This window comes from Agarivorans sp. QJM3NY_30 (assembly GCF_050870855.2).
In the GTDB taxonomy this organism is placed as follows: Bacteria; Pseudomonadota; Gammaproteobacteria; order Enterobacterales; family Celerinatantimonadaceae; genus Agarivorans.
Genome location: NZ_CP194038.2, coordinates 4,303,472 through 4,323,342, shown reverse-complemented (window position 1 = coordinate 4,323,342; position 19,871 = coordinate 4,303,472). Strand labels below are relative to the sequence as shown.

17 protein-coding genes and 3 tRNA genes are annotated in these 19,871 nt (G+C 44.9%); 10 read left to right on the top strand and 10 right to left on the bottom strand.

The genetic code is table 11. The features are described 5' to 3' along the window. Positions 1-272: 272 nt before the first annotated feature. Positions 273-491 carry a hypothetical protein gene (locus ACRRSX_RS19545; RefSeq protein ID WP_432455919.1) on the top strand — a complete coding sequence of 73 codons (219 nt, stop codon included), beginning with the start codon at positions 273-275 and terminating at the stop codon, positions 489-491. An 18-nt stretch (positions 492-509) separates the two neighbouring features. Here ACRRSX_RS19545 and frdD read toward each other — a convergent pair whose 3' ends face one another. From frdD to frdA, 4 genes are read right to left on the bottom strand one after another with little or no spacing between them, the layout of a single operon-like run. Then, entirely contained in the window at positions 510-863 is a 354-nt protein-coding gene (gene frdD / locus ACRRSX_RS19540) for a fumarate reductase subunit FrdD (protein WP_432455920.1), read from the bottom strand. 9 nt (positions 864-872) lie between these two features. Beyond that, complete coding sequence (locus ACRRSX_RS19535; protein WP_432455921.1) at positions 873-1,262, bottom strand: fumarate reductase subunit C; 390 nt, start codon at positions 1,260-1,262, stop codon at positions 873-875. A gap of 2 nt (positions 1,263-1,264) precedes the next feature. Continuing rightward, entirely contained in the window at positions 1,265-1,999 is a 735-nt protein-coding gene (locus tag ACRRSX_RS19530; RefSeq protein WP_432455922.1) for a succinate dehydrogenase/fumarate reductase iron-sulfur subunit, read from the bottom strand. 1 nt (position 2,000) lies between these two features. Beyond that, a complete protein-coding gene (frdA, locus tag ACRRSX_RS19525) occupies positions 2,001-3,794 on the bottom strand; it encodes a fumarate reductase (quinol) flavoprotein subunit (protein WP_432455923.1) in 1,794 nt (597 codons plus the stop codon). A gap of 196 nt (positions 3,795-3,990) precedes the next feature. Between frdA and epmA the strand changes: the two genes are divergently transcribed. After that, entirely contained in the window at positions 3,991-4,965 is a 975-nt protein-coding gene (gene epmA, locus ACRRSX_RS19520) for an elongation factor P--(R)-beta-lysine ligase (RefSeq protein WP_432455924.1), read from the top strand. Positions 4,966-5,092: 127 nt separating this feature from the next. Beyond that, on the top strand, positions 5,093-5,440 hold the full coding sequence (locus ACRRSX_RS19515; protein ID WP_432455925.1) for a hypothetical protein: 348 nt from the start codon (positions 5,093-5,095) through the stop codon (positions 5,438-5,440). A gap of 91 nt (positions 5,441-5,531) precedes the next feature. Here ACRRSX_RS19515 and ACRRSX_RS19510 read toward each other — a convergent pair whose 3' ends face one another. From ACRRSX_RS19510 to rsgA, 4 genes are all read right to left on the bottom strand, one after another. Then, the gene (locus tag ACRRSX_RS19510) at positions 5,532-6,935 is read right to left on the bottom strand and encodes an SLC13 family permease (RefSeq protein ID WP_432455926.1); all 1,404 of its coding nucleotides are present in this window, start codon (positions 6,933-6,935) and stop codon (positions 5,532-5,534) included. A 346-nt stretch (positions 6,936-7,281) separates the two neighbouring features. Further along, entirely contained in the window at positions 7,282-10,569 is a 3,288-nt protein-coding gene (gene mscM, locus ACRRSX_RS19505; protein ID WP_432455927.1) for a miniconductance mechanosensitive channel MscM, read from the bottom strand. Positions 10,570-10,684: 115 nt separating this feature from the next. Continuing rightward, positions 10,685-11,536: an archaetidylserine decarboxylase gene (asd, locus tag ACRRSX_RS19500; protein ID WP_432455928.1), complete on the bottom strand. Its 852-nt coding sequence runs from the start codon at positions 11,534-11,536 to the stop codon at positions 10,685-10,687. Positions 11,537-11,548: 12 nt separating this feature from the next. Next, positions 11,549-12,598, bottom strand: coding sequence for a small ribosomal subunit biogenesis GTPase RsgA (gene rsgA / locus ACRRSX_RS19495; RefSeq protein ID WP_432455929.1), 1,050 nt, complete (start codon positions 12,596-12,598; stop codon positions 11,549-11,551). Positions 12,599-12,688: 90 nt separating this feature from the next. On the opposite strand from rsgA, the gene orn reads away from it, so the two are divergent. From orn to ACRRSX_RS19475, 4 genes are all read left to right on the top strand, one after another. After that, on the top strand, positions 12,689-13,243 hold the full coding sequence (gene orn / locus ACRRSX_RS19490) for an oligoribonuclease (RefSeq protein ID WP_432455930.1): 555 nt from the start codon (positions 12,689-12,691) through the stop codon (positions 13,241-13,243). Between the two features lie 365 nt (positions 13,244-13,608). Next, positions 13,609-13,684 (top strand) — tRNA-Gly (locus tag ACRRSX_RS19485). A 217-nt stretch (positions 13,685-13,901) separates the two neighbouring features. After that, a tRNA-Gly gene (locus ACRRSX_RS19480) sits at positions 13,902-13,977 on the top strand. Between the two features lie 465 nt (positions 13,978-14,442). Further along, positions 14,443-14,518 (top strand) — tRNA-Gly (locus ACRRSX_RS19475). Positions 14,519-14,611: 93 nt separating this feature from the next. Here ACRRSX_RS19475 and ppgK read toward each other — a convergent pair. Both ppgK and queG read right to left on the bottom strand, forming a co-directional pair. Beyond that, on the bottom strand, positions 14,612-15,349 hold the full coding sequence (gene ppgK, locus ACRRSX_RS19470; protein WP_432455931.1) for a polyphosphate--glucose phosphotransferase: 738 nt from the start codon (positions 15,347-15,349) through the stop codon (positions 14,612-14,614). Between the two features lie 58 nt (positions 15,350-15,407). After that, positions 15,408-16,541, bottom strand: coding sequence for a tRNA epoxyqueuosine(34) reductase QueG (gene queG / locus ACRRSX_RS19465; RefSeq protein WP_432455932.1), 1,134 nt, complete (start codon positions 16,539-16,541; stop codon positions 15,408-15,410). Between queG and ACRRSX_RS19460 the strand changes: the two genes are divergently transcribed. The 3 genes from ACRRSX_RS19460 to ACRRSX_RS19450 are packed head-to-tail and all read left to right on the top strand — an operon-like array spanning position 16,540 to position 19,868. Next, positions 16,540-18,078: an NAD(P)H-hydrate dehydratase gene (locus ACRRSX_RS19460; RefSeq protein WP_432455933.1), complete on the top strand. Its 1,539-nt coding sequence runs from the start codon at positions 16,540-16,542 to the stop codon at positions 18,076-18,078. The genes queG and ACRRSX_RS19460 overlap by 2 nt on opposite strands. Continuing rightward, a complete protein-coding gene (gene tsaE, locus ACRRSX_RS19455; protein ID WP_432455934.1) occupies positions 18,059-18,529 on the top strand; it encodes a tRNA (adenosine(37)-N6)-threonylcarbamoyltransferase complex ATPase subunit type 1 TsaE in 471 nt (156 codons plus the stop codon). Before ACRRSX_RS19460 ends, tsaE begins: the two co-directional genes overlap by 20 nt. Beyond that, entirely contained in the window at positions 18,519-19,868 is a 1,350-nt protein-coding gene (locus ACRRSX_RS19450) for an N-acetylmuramoyl-L-alanine amidase (RefSeq protein WP_432455935.1), read from the top strand. Before tsaE ends, ACRRSX_RS19450 begins: the two co-directional genes overlap by 11 nt. Positions 19,869-19,871: the final 3 nt, after the last annotated feature.

Genomic DNA, 19,871 nt, shown 5'->3' with positions numbered 1-19,871 from the left:
ATGCTTTAGAAAAAATTTCGGACGGTGTGGTGCTTGCTGCTGATAGCTTATGAACCGCGCACAATTTACCTTGCCTTAAGCGCTGTTAGATGCCCTTCAAAGATAAATACATCTAGTGAAATAAACTGGCTTCTTAGTAGAAAATTATCTTTGCCAGCTGAAAAAATTTGCGAATAAAATATTTTTGATTTAGATCAATTTTGTACTTTGCGTAATTCAGCATTGTCTGCAATGATTAACTCACGGTATTTTAATGATAAAAAGGTTACCTAATGAAAGTTGTGTCTGATTCGTCCATTGGCCATGTGAATAGAAGGTACTCAAATAAAATCAGTTTTGCTAATTACTCGGGTGATTATCCGACCGGAGTATTTGAACAGTTAGCTTGTAAGGAAGCTGAGTTGGATATGCTCAAGCAGCGAGAACGAAAGTTAGCTTTGGAAATTGCCTCTCTTAAAATCAATTGTCAGCGAGATATAAAGGCGGGCTAAATTATTAGCCCGCTTTTTCTACAACAAACCGAGTAGTAATAAGGTTGCACAGACTACCGAGCCAGCAAAAGCCACTCCGTAAAATATCGCCTTAACCAAGTTCCCGGCATGAATACCAAAGTCGTGTAAGGTATGGTAGAGGCGGTGCATACATAGCCATAGTGGTAAACTAATCACAAGCCAAATAACGGCTGCTCCAATCCAGTTTTGTGAAAAGCCGAGTAGTCTTTCATAGGAAAACTGCTCGACTGGGATGATTCCCATTGGAACCAGTATTCCGGTAATTAAAATAGCGATGGGAGTGAACAGAGCTGCAACCATGCCGCCGGCTCCAAACATGCCCCAAAACACTGGTTCGTTTGAACGTTTCATTGTTGTCTCCTATATCAAAACTAAGATTAAACCAATTAAGCTGACGACGGCTAATCCAGCATACAAGCTGGAGATGATCCAGCTGTCGGGTACTCGTTTCTGTCCCAGCCAAAGGTTTGCAGCTTTAGGTGCTAAACTAAACCAAGTCACACTATGGTAGAGCGTCCATACCAGCGTGAGCAGATGAAATGCTAGCCATAAGGGGTGGCTCATGGTGTCCAACCAACCATTGAAGGCTTCGCTGCCTTGGCTTAAGCGAAATAGGCCAAATAACAAGACAAAGCTATAGATAGCGATGACTAAACTGGAGCCTTCACGAATGATGTATTTAGTGTGAAAGGTATTTTTTAGCCACCAGGTCGCGCCCATCTTACGTTCATAAGGTTTACGTTTTGTCATGACTATTCTCCTGGCTTGAACATGGCAATGACATAGTCTTTCGCACTGTCGACTTTACCGAGTTGAATGGCTGCTGCGGGATCGACATCTTTAGGACAAACTTGGGAGCAATAACCCACAAAAGTACATCCCCAAGCGCCTTCTTCAGCGTTTACAATTTTCATCCGTTCAGCTTTACCTGCATCACGACTGTCTTGGTTATAGCGGTGCAATAACGCTAGAGCGGCAGGTCCTGTGAAGGATTTATTCAAACCATATTGAGGGCAGGCGGCATAACATAAACCACAGTTGATACACATCGAGAATTGACGATATTGCGCCACTTGTTTGGGTGACTGATTGTGGCAACCATCTTCAATAGCGCGAGTTTGGTCATTAATAATATAGGGTTTAATGGCTTCAAGTTTCGCGATGAAGTCACTCATATCAACGATTAGGTCGCGCTCGATTGGGAAGTTCGCTAAAGCTTCCAGTTTCATTCCTTTGGGGTAGTCTCGCAAAAAAGTTTTGCAGCCTAACTTTGGAATGCCATTGACCATCATGCCGCAACTACCACAAATAGCCATTCGGCAAGACCAGCGATAGCTAAGGCTTGGGTCCAATTCATCTTTAATATATGCCAAGGCTTCTAATACCGACATTTCCTGAGTATAGGGAACATCATAGCTTTGCCACACGGGTTCGTTATCGGTTTCGGGGCGATACCGAAGAATGTTAATTTTCATCACTTCAGCCATATTAGTTTGCCTCCGTTTTTTTGTTCGCTGCATCTTGGGCATCGGCCGCCGCACCATAAACGCGTTCCGCGGGAGCTGACTTGGTAATTTTCACATCGCTATAGCTAATTTCGGGTGCCATATCGGCACGATATTTCGCGAGGGTATGTTTGAGGTAGTTTTGATCGTCGCGCTGCTCGTATCCGTCGATCCGTTGGTGAGATCCACGACTTTCTTTCCGATTAATTGCAGATATCGCCATTGTTTCAGCTACGTCTAGTAAGTAACCCAGTTCAATGGCATACAGCCATTCGGTATTAAATACTTCACTATCATCCACTAATTGAATATTTTTGTAGCGCTGTTTTAATTCTGCAATTTTATCGATAGTTTGTTGCATGGTTTCTTCGGTGCGGTAAATACCCACTCCCGCTTCCATGGTTCTGCCTAGTTCATTGCGAATATCAGTTGGTTTTTCACTTCCTTGAGTTTGTTTTAGCGCTTGATACTTGGCGAGCGTTTGCTCCGCTTGCACCAGTAAACTGCTGCTGTCGCTATGTTCACTGCTTATTGCATGCTTGGCTGCTTCTTCACCGGCCACCTGGCCAAATACGGTGATTTCGGTCAGAGAGTTTGAGCCCAGACGATTGGCACCGTGTAAACCAACCGAAGAACATTCTCCAGCGGCATAAAGGCCTTTCATGGAGGTTGCACAACGACCGTTGGTTTCAATCCCACCCATGGTGTAATGCACCGTTGGGCGAACCGGGATCGGTTCTTTTACGGGATCAACACCCATATAGGCTTTGGCTAGTTCACAGATAAAGGGGAGGCGCTCGTGCAGGTAAGTTTCGCCTAAGTGAGTGAGATCGAGGTTCACATAGTCGCCATTCGGTCCTTCGATAGTGCGGCCTTTTTGTGCTTCTTGCCAAAAACATTGGCTGAGTCGGTCTCGAGGGCCTAATTCCATATACTTGTTTTTAGGTTCGCCGACAGGTGTTTCTGGCCCTAAACCGTAGTCTTGTAGATAACGATAACCATCTTTATTGGTAAGGATCCCACCTTCGCCGCGACAACCTTCGGTCATTAAGATGCCTGAACCGGGTAAACCAGTTGGGTGATACTGGACAAATTCCATGTCGCGTAGCGGCACGCCATGACGATAGGCTAAGGCCATACCGTCGCCAGTTACAATCCCGCCATTGGTATTGAAACGATAAACTCTGCCAGCACCACCAGTGGCAATGATCACCGATTTTGCCTGGATGAGTTTAGCGACACCTTCAGCGATATCCAATGCAATGACACCTTTCACTTGCCCGTCTTCAACAATTAAGTCGAGCACGAAATGTTCATCGAAACGTTTAATGCTGGGATATTTGGTTGAAGTTTGAAATAAGGTGTGCAGGATATGGAAACCACTTTTATCGGCGGCAAACCAGGTGCGTTCTATTTTCATGCCACCGAAACGTCGTACATTGACGCTCCCATCCGGGCGACGAGACCAAGGACAACCCCAATGTTCCAGTTGGGTGAGCTCTTTAGGGGCTCGTTCAACGAAAAAATCGACGACGTCTTGCTCACATAACCAATCGCCACCAGAGACGGTGTCGTTAAAGTGATTATCGAAACTATCGTGATCCTGAGCAACACCTGCAGCCCCTCCTTCGGCGGCAACTGTATGACTGCGCATTGGATATACTTTAGAAATTAAAGCTACTTGTAATTCGGGGTGTTGCTCGGCAACTTCTATCGCAGCTCTTAAGCCTGCTCCCCCAGCGCCAACAATGGCGACATCGGTTTTGATTACTTCCACGCTTTTCTCCATACGAAATAAGCCTACAGTTGATTGTGAAGCTATTGAGTTTTTGCCGTTTGACTAAAATCAAAAAGTAGCGCTACTTTGGGTGCTCAGTGGAGATAATTTGGCTTTTGCGATATAACTCCCGATTTAGATGCGAAAATGCCAGAAAATGGCGCTCAAAAAATAACTTATTTTAGGAATAGATTGCATGTCTGAAGCTCTTTGGCAACCCTCTGCAAGTGTAGAATTATTAAAACAACGTTCTGAAATTATTAGTAAAATAAGACATTTTTTTTATCAGCGTCAGGTGATGGAAGTGGATACTCCAGCATTGAGTCAAGCCTGTGTGAGTGATATCCATTTACATAGTTTTTGCACCACTTTAAGCGGCCCTGCCGCGCCAAAAACTATGCCTTTATATTTACAAACTTCGCCTGAATTTCATATGAAGCGTCTGCTGGCTGCGGGGAGTGGTTGTATTTATCAAATTGCCAAGGCATTTCGAAATGAAGAAGCTGGGCGCTACCATAACCCTGAATTTACGATGCTGGAGTGGTATCGCGTTGGTTATAACCATTTCGCGTTAATGGATGAAATGGAACAGTTGTTGGAGTTGGTATTAGGCTGTGGTTCTTGTGAGCGCTTAAGCTATCGGCAGGCTTTTGAGCGACACTTAGGTTTTAATCCTCTGGAGGCTGAGCACGCTCAATTTATGGTGGCGGCGAAAGAATTAGGCGTGGCTGACTTGGTGGCTAAAGAACCTGAACGCGATACGATTTTACAGTTGTTGTTTAGTCTCGGCGTAGAGCCTCATATTGCGCAGCAGCGTCCCTGTTTTGTATACCATTTTCCAGCCTCACAAGCTGCCTTAGCTAAAATATCTAGTACTGATCCGCAAGTGGCTGAGCGTTTTGAGCTGTATTACAAGGGGATAGAATTAGCCAATGGTTTTCATGAGTTGACCGACGCCCAAGAACAAGCAGAACGCTTCGCGAACGATCAGGCTTATCGAAAAGTAAATGGCTTAGCTGAAGCTGAGCTTGACCAACGATTTTTAGCGGGCCTAGCAGCTGGTTTGCCAGCTTGTGCTGGTGTCGCTCTGGGCATCGACCGTTTGTTGATGTTAGCGTTTGGGCAAACCCATATCCAGCAGGTGCAAAGCTTTAGTATTGAGCGTGCCTAGTTCAATATACTCATTCACTTAAATTCCCGCTTATCGGTTTAATATTTATTCTGGTAGGTACTTATCTACTTGTTTAAGCGTTTTAGAAGCGTGCAAGTATGCTGTTACATTTCAAAAATGAGCGAGCATGGAACGAGCAGAAATAATCGATTCAGGGTTTTCCACCGCTGATTCTGAATTCCCAGACATTTATATAGTTGAGGGGGATTTAGTCCTGAGATTCAAAGATTGGCAAGAAGTCCAACGTGAAGTTTTCTTTTCTGATGTTGTTGCCTTTAAATGGCAAACGATCGAAACCTTCATCGAAGGCGAAAAATACGATAGAAGCCATTTGATTAAAGATTCATCTTGGCTGGCTGAGCATATAAAGCAAGGTGAAGTCGGAGAGCAAGAAGAGTGCAAACACTTCAAGTTCAATTTTAACGGTAACGGGCAACTAGAGGTAATTTGCAATGGTTTTACGGTCAAAATGTAACAAATCAAAGCGCGCGGACTTGGTAAAGCGGTCACCTTTTTTGTTCCAAAAAGCCGTCAACTTTACCAATCCGTTGTTTGAGGCGTTAATATTACAGGAACAGCATCATTGCGATGTAGAGCAGGCTAAGTCCGGTTGCTCCAATAATCCCGCCAACTTTAATTAGGTCTTTGGTTTCGATAAAGCCAGTTGAGTAGGCTAAAGCATTTGGTGGTGTACTAACCGGAAGCATCATGCCGAGTGAGGCTGATAAGGCGACAATGATTAGCAGTGTTGTAATACCAGCGTCGCCGTCTAATCCGTTTAAGCTGGTGGCTACTGCTGCAGCAATGGGCATGATTAAGTTTGCTGTCGCGGTATTTGACATGAAGTTGGCCATGACCACACAAATGAGTGATAACACCACAATCACCGCTAAGGTTGGCAAACTCGTGAAGTCGATAGAGGTGGCGATTTTGGATGCTAAACCACTTTTTTCCAAGGCCATTCCCATGGCGATACCGCCTGCAACCAGCCATAAGACATCCCAGTTGAACAGTTTCAAATCTTCTTTACCGATCACACCGGTGAGGGTAAATATTGCGAGTGGGATAATCGCGACCACATAACTATTCATGCCATGCCAAGCGGTGCTTAACCATAATAAAATGGTCAGAGCAAAGGTACTATAAACAATATAAGCGCGAGCACTGCGTTGAAAACAACCGCTTAGCTTGAGTTCTAATATCCCTGTTTTAGAAGGATAAAGTTTACATAAGATGACCCAGGCAATTGCCAGCTGGATCACCACAAAAGGAATGCCAAAGGCCATCCAAGATGCAAATGTGATTTGCCCTTCAGGAATATATTGTAGGGCGATGGCATTGGGTGGTGTGCCAATGGGGGTGCCTATTCCCCCCGTATTAGCGGCAACAGGAATGGCTAGAACCAAGCCTTTCATCCCTAAGTCGGTACGTGGCGCTGTGGCAATGATAGGCCCCACAATCGCAAGCATCATTACCGTAGTGGCAGTATTGCTCATGAACATACTGAAGACTGCAGTGATTAACATAATCCCAAGCATTATCATAGGGATCCGCTTACCAAAGGGTTTCAGTAGTACTCGAGCGAGGTTGTTATCTAGCTCAAACTTTGAGGCGGCGATAGCGAGCGAAAATCCGCCCATAAATAACATGATTATGGGCGAAGAAAAAGCGCCAAAAATGCTCGTGTAGGGCAATAAATCACCCATGGGGCTTGGGCCTGTATCGGTAATGAAGGCACTGATCCCCTGATTGGAGATCAACACTAATTCTAGTGTAATAATTAGAAGTGAAGTGGCAAATACTGGCACCGGTTCAAAAATCCATAATAAGGCTGCTAGCACGAATATGGCGATGATACGGTGTTGAACCACGGTGAGTTCAGGTAGTGGGATCAGGCTCGTGGGGAGCGCTAAAATAATGAGTGGGATGATGAAACAAACAACAAGCTTTATATTTTTAGATGAGGTCATACTTTATATATCTCTCGGGGCCGTTGATCTTTTAGGTCAATTTTTGTTCGAGATAAAAGCGTCTTATTTGAAATGACAGGTATATTTACTTAGCGAGCTAAGTGAACACCTCTCAATCTTCCTTATTTAAGTGAAGATCTCAAACGCTTTTGGCCGAACCCTTCGGGTAGCGCTTATTGCTCATATATACTGCGTTCTTCTGCGATTCATTCTGGTGCTTATTGGCATCGGTCGGTCTTGTTAAAATGAGTAAGCTACGGCTGAAAAAACAACCAGTAAAGGTTAATCGACCCGAGAATAATCGAGTGTCAGAAGCCATGAACAGCATCTACATTACCCAAACAACTTATGGCTTATTGAGAGATACATCTAATTGTGGGTAGGCGATATCGATGTTATTTGTCGTAAACTTGTCGTTGATCAAAGTGTAAAACTCGTGAGCCATTGGTAAACGATAACGCATCTCACTTACGTAGACTCGCATCTCATATTTCATTCCATGATCTGTATACTCGGTAAAGTGAACTTCGGGAGCTGGGTTAGCCAGTACCAGACTATTATGATTGACTGCGTCTTGTAATAGCTGAGTAACTAATTGATTATCGCTACCTTGTTTGACTTGCACCGTTAATACCACGCGGGTGATGGGATCGGTGAGTGACCAGTTAACAAATTGCTCGGTAATGAATGCCTTATTTGGAACGATAATTTCCTTTCTGTCCCAATCAACAATGGTTGTTGCGCGAGTCTCAATATTTGAAATATTCCCTGTGAGTTCACGAATGGTGACGGTATCCCCGATGCGGATTGGTTTTTCAAATAAGATGATTAAACCAGATATAAAATTGGCAAAGATTTCTTGTAAACCAAAACCTAAGCCAACGGTTAGTGCGGCCACTAACCATTGTAGTTTCGCCCATTCGATGCCTAATAATCCAAATCCAGTGAAAATACTGAATAGAATGACTAAGTAATTGATCACGGTGGTAATGGCGAAGCCAGTTCCTGGGCTGAGCGATAAATGCTGTAATACCATGAGCTCTAGTAGGCCAGGCAAGTTGCGAATTAATAGAGTTGCAAATAAAAATACTAATAAGGCGGAGCCTAACGAACGTAGCGTGATCGGGTCAACCATCGCTACGCCCGCACGACTGGTATTGCTTTCCCATAGGGTGATGTTATCTAAAAACGAAAAGGCACTGGTCATTTCAGACCAACTCCACAGCAACACTAAAATCAAGGCGAGTAATAGTACCGCCCGTAATAGGCCTAAGGATTGTGCGCTAATTGTATCTAAGTCGATTTCTGGCTCTTCAATTGCATCGAATGCGCCTTCATTCGATAGCTGCAGGTTTTCGTCTTCACCCTGGTCCGCGAGGCGTTGTGCGATCATCTCTACGCGGCGCGCTTTGGCACGTTCGAAGGCAATTCTGCGACGCTGTAATAACATCCAGCGATGACTCAGGAAATAGGCTAGAAGGAACACACTGGCGATAATGGTACTCACAAGGACTTGCCAATAGACGGTATATGCAGTGGCAAAAAAACCAGCCGCTGCAGCGAATGCGGCGAGTAAGGGAATACTTATGACGGCTCCCCAAATTAGCCTCTGAGCTAATTGTGGCGCCTTAAAAATATCTAAACGGTAGTTGACGGGTAACTTGATGCGATAGAGTCGATGAAAGCCATAAGCAAGCCAAATGAGTAGACTGATGAAAGCTAGGCGAGCCAAGGCGCTATAAGCGGGTTGGCTGGTTTGCACGATACATAGTTTTAGCACAAATATGAGCGGTAAACTGATATAGGTCACATGACGGATCAGGTTTATCGCTTGGCTGATGTTGACCAGTGGCCACTTAAAGTGGGTATTAAGTAAGCCATTCTTTTGGCAAAATTGTTGCACCAGATGGAATAACCAAAGCGTCGTAGCAACGCTCATTAAGCCTTTACCAAAATCACGAGCAAAGGCATATTGCCAGTCATAGCTTAAAGCAAAGCCGACACTCCCAATCAATAGAGCGAGAGGCGTGGCAACGGCGGCGCTTAACAGCATATTACTGAGGGTGTAGGCAAATTTATCCCGAGTAATATTGCCGGTTTTTGAGTCGATGCGTTGCAGGTAACCTTTTAGCCAATGCTTTTTCAAATAGGCCACATAGACTGCGCTGGCAGCTAATGTGCTTAACCAAATTAGCCATAGCCAAGACAATTGTTGTATTGCCTGAACCACTTGCATGCGTTGCTGGGGATGAAGTAACCATAAAACCGCATCTCGCAGCTCGGTAAAAAAACTAAGATCGATGGCTTTGACATCCGCGGTCCAAAACAGTTCTTGGTTAGCTTCTTGGTGAATGGTACTCAGTTCATCATTGAGGCGGGAATAATCGAGTTTTAAACGAGCGAGTTCAAATAGGCGAGTGTCTAATTCTAAGAGATACTTGTCGGATAGCTGTTGATTTAGACTAAGTTGTTGATTAACGACGTCTTGTAGGGAAGGGCTCAACTGCGCTAATACCTTTTGTCGTTCGCTTACCTCTGCTTGATTTCGTTGGCTATACAAGACATTTTGTTGGCGGTGTTTGTTGATCCGCACGTCTACGATTTGTTGCTCTATGGGCGCGAGTGTCTTTGGCTTGGGTAAGCGGGCGATTTGCTCGCGTAAATATTCTCCGTAGGAACGGGTAACTTTTAACCACGAGACTTGTTCTTTGAAGTTGGCGAAGGTGAGCTTGATATGTTCTAACTCATCATTCACGGCTTGTTGTTGCTGAGCAATTTGTTCGCCTTGCTCGAATAGTGCGGCCAGTTGGGCTTGAAGGTTTTGGTTTTGTGCGACTAAGTCTTTTACATAAACCTGTTTGAGCAGTTCAGGTGCTTCAAAAGCTAATTGGGCGGAGAGACGCTTGGTTTCTGCACGATGCCCGATAGCCATTTGGTTCTTGAGCTGTTCTACTAAGCGTTTTTCGGCTACCTGTTTACGTTGCGCTAGAGTAATTTCAAGTTGCAACAATTCATTGCGGTGATTGGCACTTTGCGCTGCTAATTCAAGCATTGCCAGTTGGGCAGTTAAACTGGCCTCGGTAACTTGCGCTTTGACTCGTTGTGCTTCTTCAATGTCACTGAGTACACCAAATTGAAGTTTTTCTAACTTGTTGCGTACGTTCGTAAGCTGTTGTTTCAGAGGTCCACTACGCTGGTGATTCTCACTGACGTCTAAATCTATTCGATACTGATTTTGTTTTAGTTCGTCTATCCGAGTATTTGTTTGGTTGAGTTTATTCTGCCATTGACTTAGTTGTTGATTAATCTGGTTATTATCTAATATCGTTAAGTCGAACTCGGGCGCTTGATAGTGATTGAGTTGATTTTGCAGCGCTGACCTTAGGCTTGAAAAATTGTTGATCACATCGCGATATCGCTTGGCCTGTTCGCGATAGCTGTCTCCCTCATGCAATAGGGCTAAGGATTCTTCGTATATGAGTTGTTGCTGTTGGTTATTGAGGTTATTTGGCTGAACGTCTATCGAGTTAATCAGTCCTTGCAGTTGAGTATCACCACCAATATTTGCACTCACGTTAACGCTGAATAATAGTATCGATAGGATGAGCCTGCGAGTGACAACAGTTAGATTCATTTTTGGTCGCCAAGATTAAAGCAAGTGAACTTGCATTAAGTTTTTAATCAGAATAAATAATGGGATAAAGCCAAAATATGCTGGATGACTGGTCAAACATATTTTGGCTTCTATTTTAGGCTTTGGAGGCGAAATGGCGCCCCATGACCGTTGGTATACTTTCTGCCAGTGATGATTCAAATTCGATGGCGTCTTTAGCGAACAACATGACGACCGTCGAACCCAGCTTAAATCGTCCCATTTCGTCGCCTTTAGCGAAGTGAAGGTCTTGGTCTTGGTAATCCCAACTAAAAACTTGCTTGCCGCGAGGTGGGGTGACGGTTCCCGACCAAACGGTTTCTATGCTGGCAACAATGGTTGCTCCAACTAAGACCATCGCCATCGGGCCAAATTCGGTGTCAAAAATTGCGACCACTCGCTCGTTACGGGCGAATAAATTGGGCACATTGGCGGCAGTTAGTGGGTTGACTGAGAATAACTGACCAGGGACGTAGATCATACTTCTCAGTTTGCCATCGCAGGGCATGTGAATACGATGATAATCTTTTGGTGCGAGGTAAATGGTTGCAAAATCACCATCAGAAAATTCTTCCGCTAAGGCTTTATTTCCGCCAAGTAGTTCGCAGGCACTATAGTCATGACCCTTCGCTTGAATAATTCGGCCATGCTGAATTGGCCCGAGTTGACTCACTGCACCATCGACTGGATGTGCAAGGTTTTGCGCTCCATCTACAATGGGACGAGCGTCAGGTTTTAGCGGGCGAGTAAAAAAGGCATTAAAACTTGGATAGCTAGCGGGATCGGGGTTTAAGGCGTCTTGCATATCAACCTGATAGCGACTAATAAATTTTTTAATCAGCCAATGACTAAATTTGCCAGCTTCAGCTTGAGCCAACTTGCCGACTAGACGTGACAATCCATGTTGTGGGAAGCAGTATTGGGCGGCAACTTTAATTTTATCTAACACTCTGAGTTCTCGTTATTGATTGAATTTGTTTCCGGGAATGGTTCGAGGCGGCTTATTATTTTCCATTGTTTCTAATAAACGTAGGTAACTGTCAAAGCGCTGTTGTTTGATCTTGCCTGATTCTATGGCTTCTTGTATAGCGCAACCGGGATCTCCTTGGTGCTTACAGTCTCGAAAACGACATTGATTTAACCATTGACGAAATTCGATGAATCCCCATGCCACTCGTTCTTTTTCTAAATGCCACAGTTGAAATTCGCGAACTCCCGGAGAATCGATGAGTCTTCCTCCGCAGTTTAAGTGATACAAACGCGCGGTCGTGGTGGTGTGTTGACCCAAGCCAGACTGTTCGGATACTTCTTTGGTATCAATGCTTTGTTCTGGTAGTAAACTATTTACTAAAGAACTTTTTCCTACGCCAGACTGGCCCACAAAAATACTAGTTTTGTTGACCAAATGTTGGGCTAGCTCTTGTAAGCCTTGTTCTTGCTTGGTACTGGCATAAATTATTTTGTAACCTAAGTGCCGATAGTTCTCGAGTTGCGTATGGATGATTTTTTGTTGCTCGGGATCTAATAAATCTATCTTGTTCAGTAAAATAACGGGTTCTAAACCGACATCTTCTACCGCGACAAGGTAACGGTCGACGATATTCGTCGAAAATTCAGGTAGTACCGCGGAGACGATGACGACTTGATCGATATTGGACGCAATGGCTTTGATACCGTCGTAAAAATCAGGTCGGGTGAGTACCGATCGTCGTTCGTGGCGGGCTTCAATGACCCCTCGAATACCAGACTGTTCTTCGTTTCCGGCGCGCCATACGACTTCATCACCAGTTACCAGAGAATCAATTGAGCGGCGCATATTACAACGAAAGATTTCTCCGTCGTTGGCCTCCACATCGGCATGTTGACCGAAGCGGCTGATGATCGTTCCTTCTTGTTGAGAGCCTAATTGCTCATCTAACCATTGGTGATTATCTTCTTTTTTTAAGCGCTTTTGTTGGTTACTTCGTACACGTCGAAGTTGTCCTTGGCTCAGTTTCTTTCTCTTGGTCACGAAAACTGCTATTCAAGTAAGGGTAATAAATCGCTATGATACCGCTTAACAAAGCTTTGCGGAAAATATTTCCAAATATAATGGGGCAACATGACTGTTAGTGAACAGAATTTAATTTGGGTGGACATGGAGATGACTGGTCTCGAGCCCATGAATGATCGTGTCTTGGAGATTGCGAGTATTGTGACCGATGCTCAATTAAATATCCTTGCCGAAGGGCCAGTGATAGCTGTTTACCAATCTGACGCGGTACTGGCGGGGATGGACGAATGGTGCACTAATACTCACAATGGCTCCGGTTTGGTTAAACGAGTTCGAGCTAGCACGATTGATGAACAGCAAGCTGCCTTGCAAACCATCGATTTTATTAAACAATGGGTGCCTCAGGGGGTATCCCCGATGTGCGGTAATAGTATCGGTCAGGATCGCCGTTTTATGCATCACTATTTACCAGAACTCGAAAAGTTTTTTCATTATCGCAACATTGATGTGAGTACGGTCAAAGAATTAGCTCGTCGTTGGCGACCTGAGATTTTAGATGGTTTTAGCAAAAGTGGCACCCACTTAGCCTTAGATGATATTCGCGAATCGATTGCTGAAATGCGTCATTATCAAAAAACTTTCTTCAAGCTGGGCGAAAACTAAGCAAACAGTTGCTTCGGGCTGTTTTTTTACCGAGGAACTATTGCAAAGGCGAATTTTCCTCGTATAATTCGCAGCCCTGAAAGACATGAACTGTTTCGGTTCACGTTTTTATGTAGGCAGCACTAGCTCAGTGTGGGAATAAAGAGTAGCGCAACCTTGGTTGAATACTCACTCATATTAAATAGTGATAAAGATTTAAGCGGCACTAGCTCAGTGTGGGAATAAAGAGTAGCGCAACCTTGGTTGAACACTCACTCATATTAAATAGTGATAAAGATTTAAGCGGCACTAGCTCAGTGTGGGAATAAAGAGTAGCGCAACCTTGGTTGAATACTCACTCATATTAATTAGTGATAAAGATTTAAGCGGCACTAGCTCAGTTGGTAGAGCGCAACCTTGCCAAGGTTGAGGTCATCGGTTCGAACCCGATGTGCCGCTCCAATTTAAAGTTTTAGTTATTTACAGATAATTGAAGCGGTAAGAAAGATTTAAGCAGCACTAGCTCAGTGTGGGATAAAGAGTAGCGCAACCTTGGTTGAACACTCTTCTCATGTTAAATAGTGATAAAGTTTTAAGCGGCACTAGCTCAGTGTGGGAATAAAGAGTAGCGCAACCTTGGTTGAATACTCACTCATATTAAATAGTGATAAAGATTTAAGCGGCACTAGCTCAGTTGGTAGAGCGCAACCTTGCCAAGGTTGAGGTCATCGGTTCGAACCCGATGTGCCGCTCCAATTTAAAGTTTTAGTTATTTACAGATAATTGAAGCTGTAAGAAAGATTTAAGCGGCACTAGCTCAGTGTGGGATAAAGAGTAGCGCAACCTTGGTTGAACACTCACTCATGTTAAATAGTGATAAAGATTTAAGCGGCACTCGCTCAGTGTGGGAATAAAGAGTAGCGCAACCTTGGTTGAATACTCACTCATATTAAATAGTGATAAAGATTTAAGCAGCACTCGCTCAGTGTGGGAATCAAGAGTAGCGCAACCTTGGTTGAATACTCACTCATATTAAATAGTGGTAAAGATTTAAGCGGCACTCGCTCAGTGTGGGAATAAAGAGTAGCGCAACCTTGGTTGAATACTCACTCATATTAAATAGTGGTAAAGATTTAAGCGGCACTCGCTCAGTGTGGGAATAAAGAGTAGCGCAACCTTGGTTGAATACTCACTCATATTAAATAGTGGTAAAGATTTAAGCGGCACTAGCTCAGTTGGTAGAGCGCAACCTTGCCAAGGTTGAGGTCATCGGTTCGAACCCGATGTGCCGCTCCAAATGAAAGCCCTGCATCGATGATGTGGGGCTTTTTTATGTCCTGAGTAAAACGGCTTCTGTTGTTCAGCTAACGTCGGTTTCAGTCTTGTTTGCTACTGTTGATGCAGAGCATACATTGCAGCTCCTACAATCCCCGCCTGATTGAGTCCTTGGGCCGATAATACTTCCGCTTTTACCGTGAGTTGAGCCGAATATTTTTCAAATTTCTTACTGGCCCCTCCACCAATAATGAAGCAATCGGGAGACATTAAAAATGCTAAGCGTTGTAAATATAGGTCGAAGCGCTTTCCCCATTTTTTCCAGCTCAAATCTTCGGTCTCACGCACTCGTGCACTGATGTAATGTTCAGCGACTTGATGATTGAGAATGAGGTGACCCAATTCAGTATTTGGGAGTAACTGACCATTGACAAAGACCGCACTACCAATGCCGGTGCCTACCGTTACGACTAGTACGACACCGCGGTGTTGAATCCCAGCACCAAAGGCCATTTCAGCCATACCAGCTGCATCCGCGTCGTTGAGTACATAGCAGGGGCAATCGGTATATTCAGTAAATAGCGACTCAACATTGGTGCCAATCCAGCTCTGGTCGATGTTTGATGCCGTTTGGGCGACGCCGTGATGCACGGTGGCGGGAAAGCCACAACCAATGGGTCCTTGCCAATTAAAAAAAGCTACCATTTGTTTCATGCAAGCAGCAACGGCTTGAGGTGTGGCTGGTTGCGGTGTGGTGATTCGCTGTCGTTGGCTAATTAACTGTCCAGTTTTTGAATCTACGATGGCGGCTTTAATGCCTGTGCCACCAATATCTACGCCAAGTATATGCATGAGTTGCTTCCATTCTATGGGTTACAAAAAGTGTAACAGAAGTTGCATAAGCGAAACATCAGGCATCACGAGATAATCCTTTCTCTACAATACGGATCAATCTGGCCGTTTTGCGGGAGGCTTGGGCAGCCCTGTTTTGTTGTTGTTTGATGGCCCAGTCGATATGTTGTTGTACTTGCTCGGTGACGCCTTGTTTATTTTGTAGTTGTTGCAATATTTGCTCGGAGTAAGGCGCGTTACCTAATGCAATTGCAATGTTACGTAGCCATTGTTGATGGCCGATGCGTCGAATGGCAGAGCCTTCAGTTTTGCTTAAGAATTCCGCTTCAGTCCATGCGAATAGAGCTAAGAGGTCTGGTTGGTTGAGTTGTTCCCGCTTGGCAAAGTCTGGTTCTTGGCTTAGCTGAGCATAGCGATTCCAAGGACATGCCAGCTGGCAGTCGTCGCAGCCATAAATTCGATTGCCCATAAGAGGGCGCAAGTCTTCATCGATCACGCCGTCATATTCGATGGTGAGATAAGATATACAGCGCCGAGCATCAACTTGATAGGGCGCGACGATGGCCTGAGTTGGACAGATGGTTAAGCAAGCCACACAATCACCACACTGATGTTCAACCGCCTGGTCGCAAGGCAGGGGGAGGTTGATAAACAGTTCTCCCAAAAAAAACCAAGAACCAGCATCCTGATTAATGAGTAAGCTATGCTTGCCGGTCCAACCTAAACCCGCTTTGGTGGCGAGTTGACGTTCTAGAACTGGGGCTGAGTCGACAAAGGGACGCATGTTTAGCTCACTATCGCAATATTGGCTAATGGCCTTGCCCAGCTGATTGAGTCGTTTACGCATTAATTTATGATAATCTCGGCCTAAAGCATAACGGCTGATATAGGCTTGTTCGGTATGGTTTAAACTTTGGGCAAATTGGGCGTGTTCAGGCAAATAATCCATACGAACTGAAATGATGCGCATAGTGCCTTCATGCAATAACTCAGGATGCTTGCGAAGCTCGACATTGCGCGCTAAATAATCCATCTCGCCGTGGTAGCCTTTTTCTAACCAGCGTTCCAGCTGTTGATGATGTTGACTAAGATCCACATCTGTAATGCCAATTTGCTGAAAACCTAGCGATTTAGCAGTGAGCTTGATATGTTGAACCAGCTGATTCAGGTCTATTTCGGATGGTAGGGGCATGGGGCAAAAGCACGGTTTATTTACCGCAAGTTTACCACAAAGTTTGTGGTCAGCCGAAGCGGTGAAAGCTCAAGAAGCAGTATTGGCCATAAAACAAGGGCTTAGTTTGTTCACGCTGATGGAGCGTGCAGGGCAAGCAGCTTTTGCATTTCTGCAACATCGTTGGCCCAATGCACGGCGTTTATTGGTATTTGCTGGTGGCGGTAATAATGGTGGGGATGCCTATGTATTAGCGCGACTCGCGAAGCAAGCCCATTTACAAATTCAATTGATTGAACTTGGTTTGGCCGAACGCTTGCCTGAAGAGGCCCGATTGGCTCGACAGGCATGGTTAGCGGTCGGTGGAACGCTCGACTCTATGGCGGCCTTTGAGGGCCCATGTGATGTGATTGTTGATGGTATATTCGGAACTGGGCTTGCCGGTGAAATACGTGAACCTATTGCAGGCTTGCTGACGAAGATTAACCAATTATCTGCACCAGTGTTAGCCTTAGATCTTCCTTCCGGTTTGTGTGCTAATACAGGGCGTATTTTTGGCGTTGCACTCAAAGCTAGCGCAACGATTAGTTTCGTTGGTTTAAAACAGGGCTTATTTACCGGCCAATCTGCTGATTATGTGGGAGATTTGGTGTTCGCTGGATTGGGGATTGGAGATGATTTTTCCCAAATGAATCGCAGTCGAGTGGAACGAAATTTACCCGCTCCATTGTGGACTTTATTAACGAAACGCAGTCGCGTGGCACACAAAGGCCAATGTGGTCGCTTAGCTCTGCTGGGGGGTAACCTTGGTATGCCGGGGGCAATCCGTTTGGCTGCAGAAGCAAGTTTGCGCACTGGTGCAGGTTTGGTCAATGTGCTCACTAAACCAGAACATCTTGCGTTGATGTTGGCGGGGCGACCCGAATTGATGGTGATGGGCGTTGAGCTTGAACAGAGGTTATTACTGAAAGATTTATTAGCCAAAGCAAATAGCTTGGTCGTTGGACCGGGCCTCGCGCAAGATCGTTGGGCTGGTTTTCTATGGACAGAAGCCTTGGCACGGAAATGCAATTTATTGGTTGATGCAGATGCTTTAAATTTGTTAGCACAGCAGCCTGAAAGGCGGGACAACTGGGTACTTACACCACATCCAGGCGAGGCGGCGCGCTTGCTGCAGTGTTCCGTGTTGGAGGTTGAACAAGATAGGATTGCCGCTGCACTGAAGATCCAGCAGCGCTTTGGCGGCGTTTGTGTTCTTAAAGGTGCTGGTACTATTATTGCGGGTGATGGTAAGAAGGTAAAAATATCGACCTTCGGTAATCCGGGAATGGCATCGGGGGGGATGGGAGACGTATTGTCTGGTATCATCGGCGGTCTGATTGCGCAATTGAGTGGGCAGTATGGTTTATTTGATATTGCCTGCCTTGGCGTTAGTATTCATGGCATGGCGGCAGACTTCGCTGCGGAGCAAGGTGAAAGAGGCATGTTAGCCTCCGATTTGATGCCTTATATAAGAAAACTGGTGAATCCAAATAGTAATGAAAATCTGGCAAACTGAATTAAATGACGCACAAGCGACGGTTGCTTTAGGTGTCCGCCTCGCGAAAGCTTGTGAGCAAGCCTTGGTGATTTATCTGGCGGGTGATCTTGGCGCAGGTAAAACAACACTCACGCGAGGCTTTGTCCAAGGTAAAGGGCATCAAGGTAAGGTAAAAAGTCCAACTTACACCCTGGTTGAGCCTTATCAACTGGGTGAGTGGCGAGTCAACCATTTCGATTTATATCGCTTAGCCGATCCAGAGGAACTAGAATTTATAGGGATCCGCGATTATTTTGGTGAAGATTGTTTATGTATCGTTGAGTGGCCAGAGAAAGGGCTTGGTTTTTTACCCGAGCCAGATTTGCTAGTTGAGTTGGCATATCAGGGGGAGCAGCGTTGCGTCCAAGTGAAGGCCCTCAGTGTTCAAGGAGAGAGTATCGTGGAGCAGTTGAGTCAAGATGCGGTTTAATGTTTTGTCTGGTCGCTGGTTGTGGCTCAGTCTCTATTTAGTGAGTTGCTTGGCCTACGCAGGTAGCTCCGTCTCGGGGGTTAGGGTATGGAGTGGTCCAGATAATACTCGGATCGTGCTCGACCTTTCAGCCGCACCTGAGTTTAGCTACTTTAATTTAAAAAAGCCGGATCGTTTGGTGCTTGATTTAAAGAATAGCCAAATGAAGGTTGAACTGAGCAAAGTCGATATCTCTGGTCGATTGGTTAAAAAAGTTCGAGCGAGTACCCCTAAAGAAAAGGACGCTTATCGGCTGGTTGTTGAGCTGAATCAGCCAGTTACGCCGGTGGTATTTGCGCTTAAACCAACGGGTAATTATGGCCATCGCTTAGTGATTGATTTACCTGACAAGGTAGGTTCCGCCGCCACAGAAAAGAAACAACAGCAGATCTCGAAAACTAAAACCCAGCAGCAGTTGGAAGGGAATCGAGACATTATCATTGCGATTGATGCAGGCCATGGTGGCGAAGATCCTGGGGCGATTGGTCGCCGTAAAACTTATGAAAAAAGTGTCACTTTAGCCATTGCTAAGCGAGTACAGCGTTTAATTGATAAAGAGTCGGGATTGAAGGGCGTGTTAATTCGCCAAGGGGACTACTTCGTTAATTTAAATAAACGTTCGCAAATCGCACGTAAGAGTAAAGCTGATTTTCTGGTCTCTATTCATGCCGACGGCTTTACTTCTTCGCAGCCTAAGGGGGCTTCGGTATGGGTCGTATCTACTCGCCGTGCAAAGAGTGAGGTAGGCAGACATCTAGAAGATCACGAAGCAGAATCAGACTTATTGGGAGGGGTTGGTGAGTTAATGAGTAATACTGACAATGATGCGCATCTCAACTTTGCCCTGATTGACATGCAAATGGATTATTCGATGAATACCGCTTATCAAGTGGCAACACAGGTCTTAAGTCAACTCGGTAAGGTCACTACTTTACATAAGAAAAAGCCAGAACATGCGAGTTTGGCGGTGTTAAAATCGCCCGACATTCCATCGATTTTGGTTGAAGCTGGTTTTATTACGAATCACAAAGAAGAGAATTTATTGCGCTCTGGTAACCATCAACAAAAACTTGCCAAGGCCATTGTATCTGGGATTAAAAAGTATTATCAGAGGAAACCTTTACCTGGAACTTTGTACGCGAAAACCTATGGTGTAAAAAAGCACACGGTTAAAAAAGGTGAATCTTTGTCGGTATTAGCCGCTCGTTATAAGACCAGCGTCGCCGGTTTAAAAAAAGCCAATAAGTTATCTTCAAATACGCTCAAAATTGGTCAGGTTTTGACCATTCCTAATAGTTGATTA

Bases quoted from the DNA above. Each gene is read 5' to 3' on its own strand.
- ACRRSX_RS19545 (WP_432455919.1), top strand. From the start codon at position 273: ATGAAAGTTGTGTCTGATTCGTCCATTGGCCATGTGAATAGAAGGTAC.
- frdD (WP_432455920.1), bottom strand. From the start codon at position 863: ATGAAACGTTCAAACGAACCAGTGTTTTGGGGCATGTTTGGAGCCGGC.
- ACRRSX_RS19535 (WP_432455921.1), bottom strand. From the start codon at position 1,262: ATGACAAAACGTAAACCTTATGAACGTAAGATGGGCGCGACCTGGTGG.
- ACRRSX_RS19530 (WP_432455922.1), bottom strand. From the start codon at position 1,999: ATGGCTGAAGTGATGAAAATTAACATTCTTCGGTATCGCCCCGAAACC.
- epmA (WP_432455924.1), top strand. From the start codon at position 3,991: ATGTCTGAAGCTCTTTGGCAACCCTCTGCAAGTGTAGAATTATTAAAA.
- ACRRSX_RS19515 (WP_432455925.1), top strand. From the start codon at position 5,093: ATGGAACGAGCAGAAATAATCGATTCAGGGTTTTCCACCGCTGATTCT.
- ACRRSX_RS19510 (WP_432455926.1), bottom strand. From the start codon at position 6,935: ATGACCTCATCTAAAAATATAAAGCTTGTTGTTTGTTTCATCATCCCA.
- mscM (WP_432455927.1), bottom strand. From the start codon at position 10,569: ATGAATCTAACTGTTGTCACTCGCAGGCTCATCCTATCGATACTATTA.
- orn (WP_432455930.1), top strand. From the start codon at position 12,689: ATGACTGTTAGTGAACAGAATTTAATTTGGGTGGACATGGAGATGACT.
- ppgK (WP_432455931.1), bottom strand. From the start codon at position 15,349: ATGCATATACTTGGCGTAGATATTGGTGGCACAGGCATTAAAGCCGCC.
- ACRRSX_RS19460 (WP_432455933.1), top strand. From the start codon at position 16,540: ATGGGGCAAAAGCACGGTTTATTTACCGCAAGTTTACCACAAAGTTTG.
- queG (WP_432455932.1), bottom strand. From the start codon at position 16,541: ATGCCCCTACCATCCGAAATAGACCTGAATCAGCTGGTTCAACATATC.
- tsaE (WP_432455934.1), top strand. From the start codon at position 18,059: ATGAAAATCTGGCAAACTGAATTAAATGACGCACAAGCGACGGTTGCT.
- ACRRSX_RS19450 (WP_432455935.1), top strand. From the start codon at position 18,519: ATGCGGTTTAATGTTTTGTCTGGTCGCTGGTTGTGGCTCAGTCTCTAT.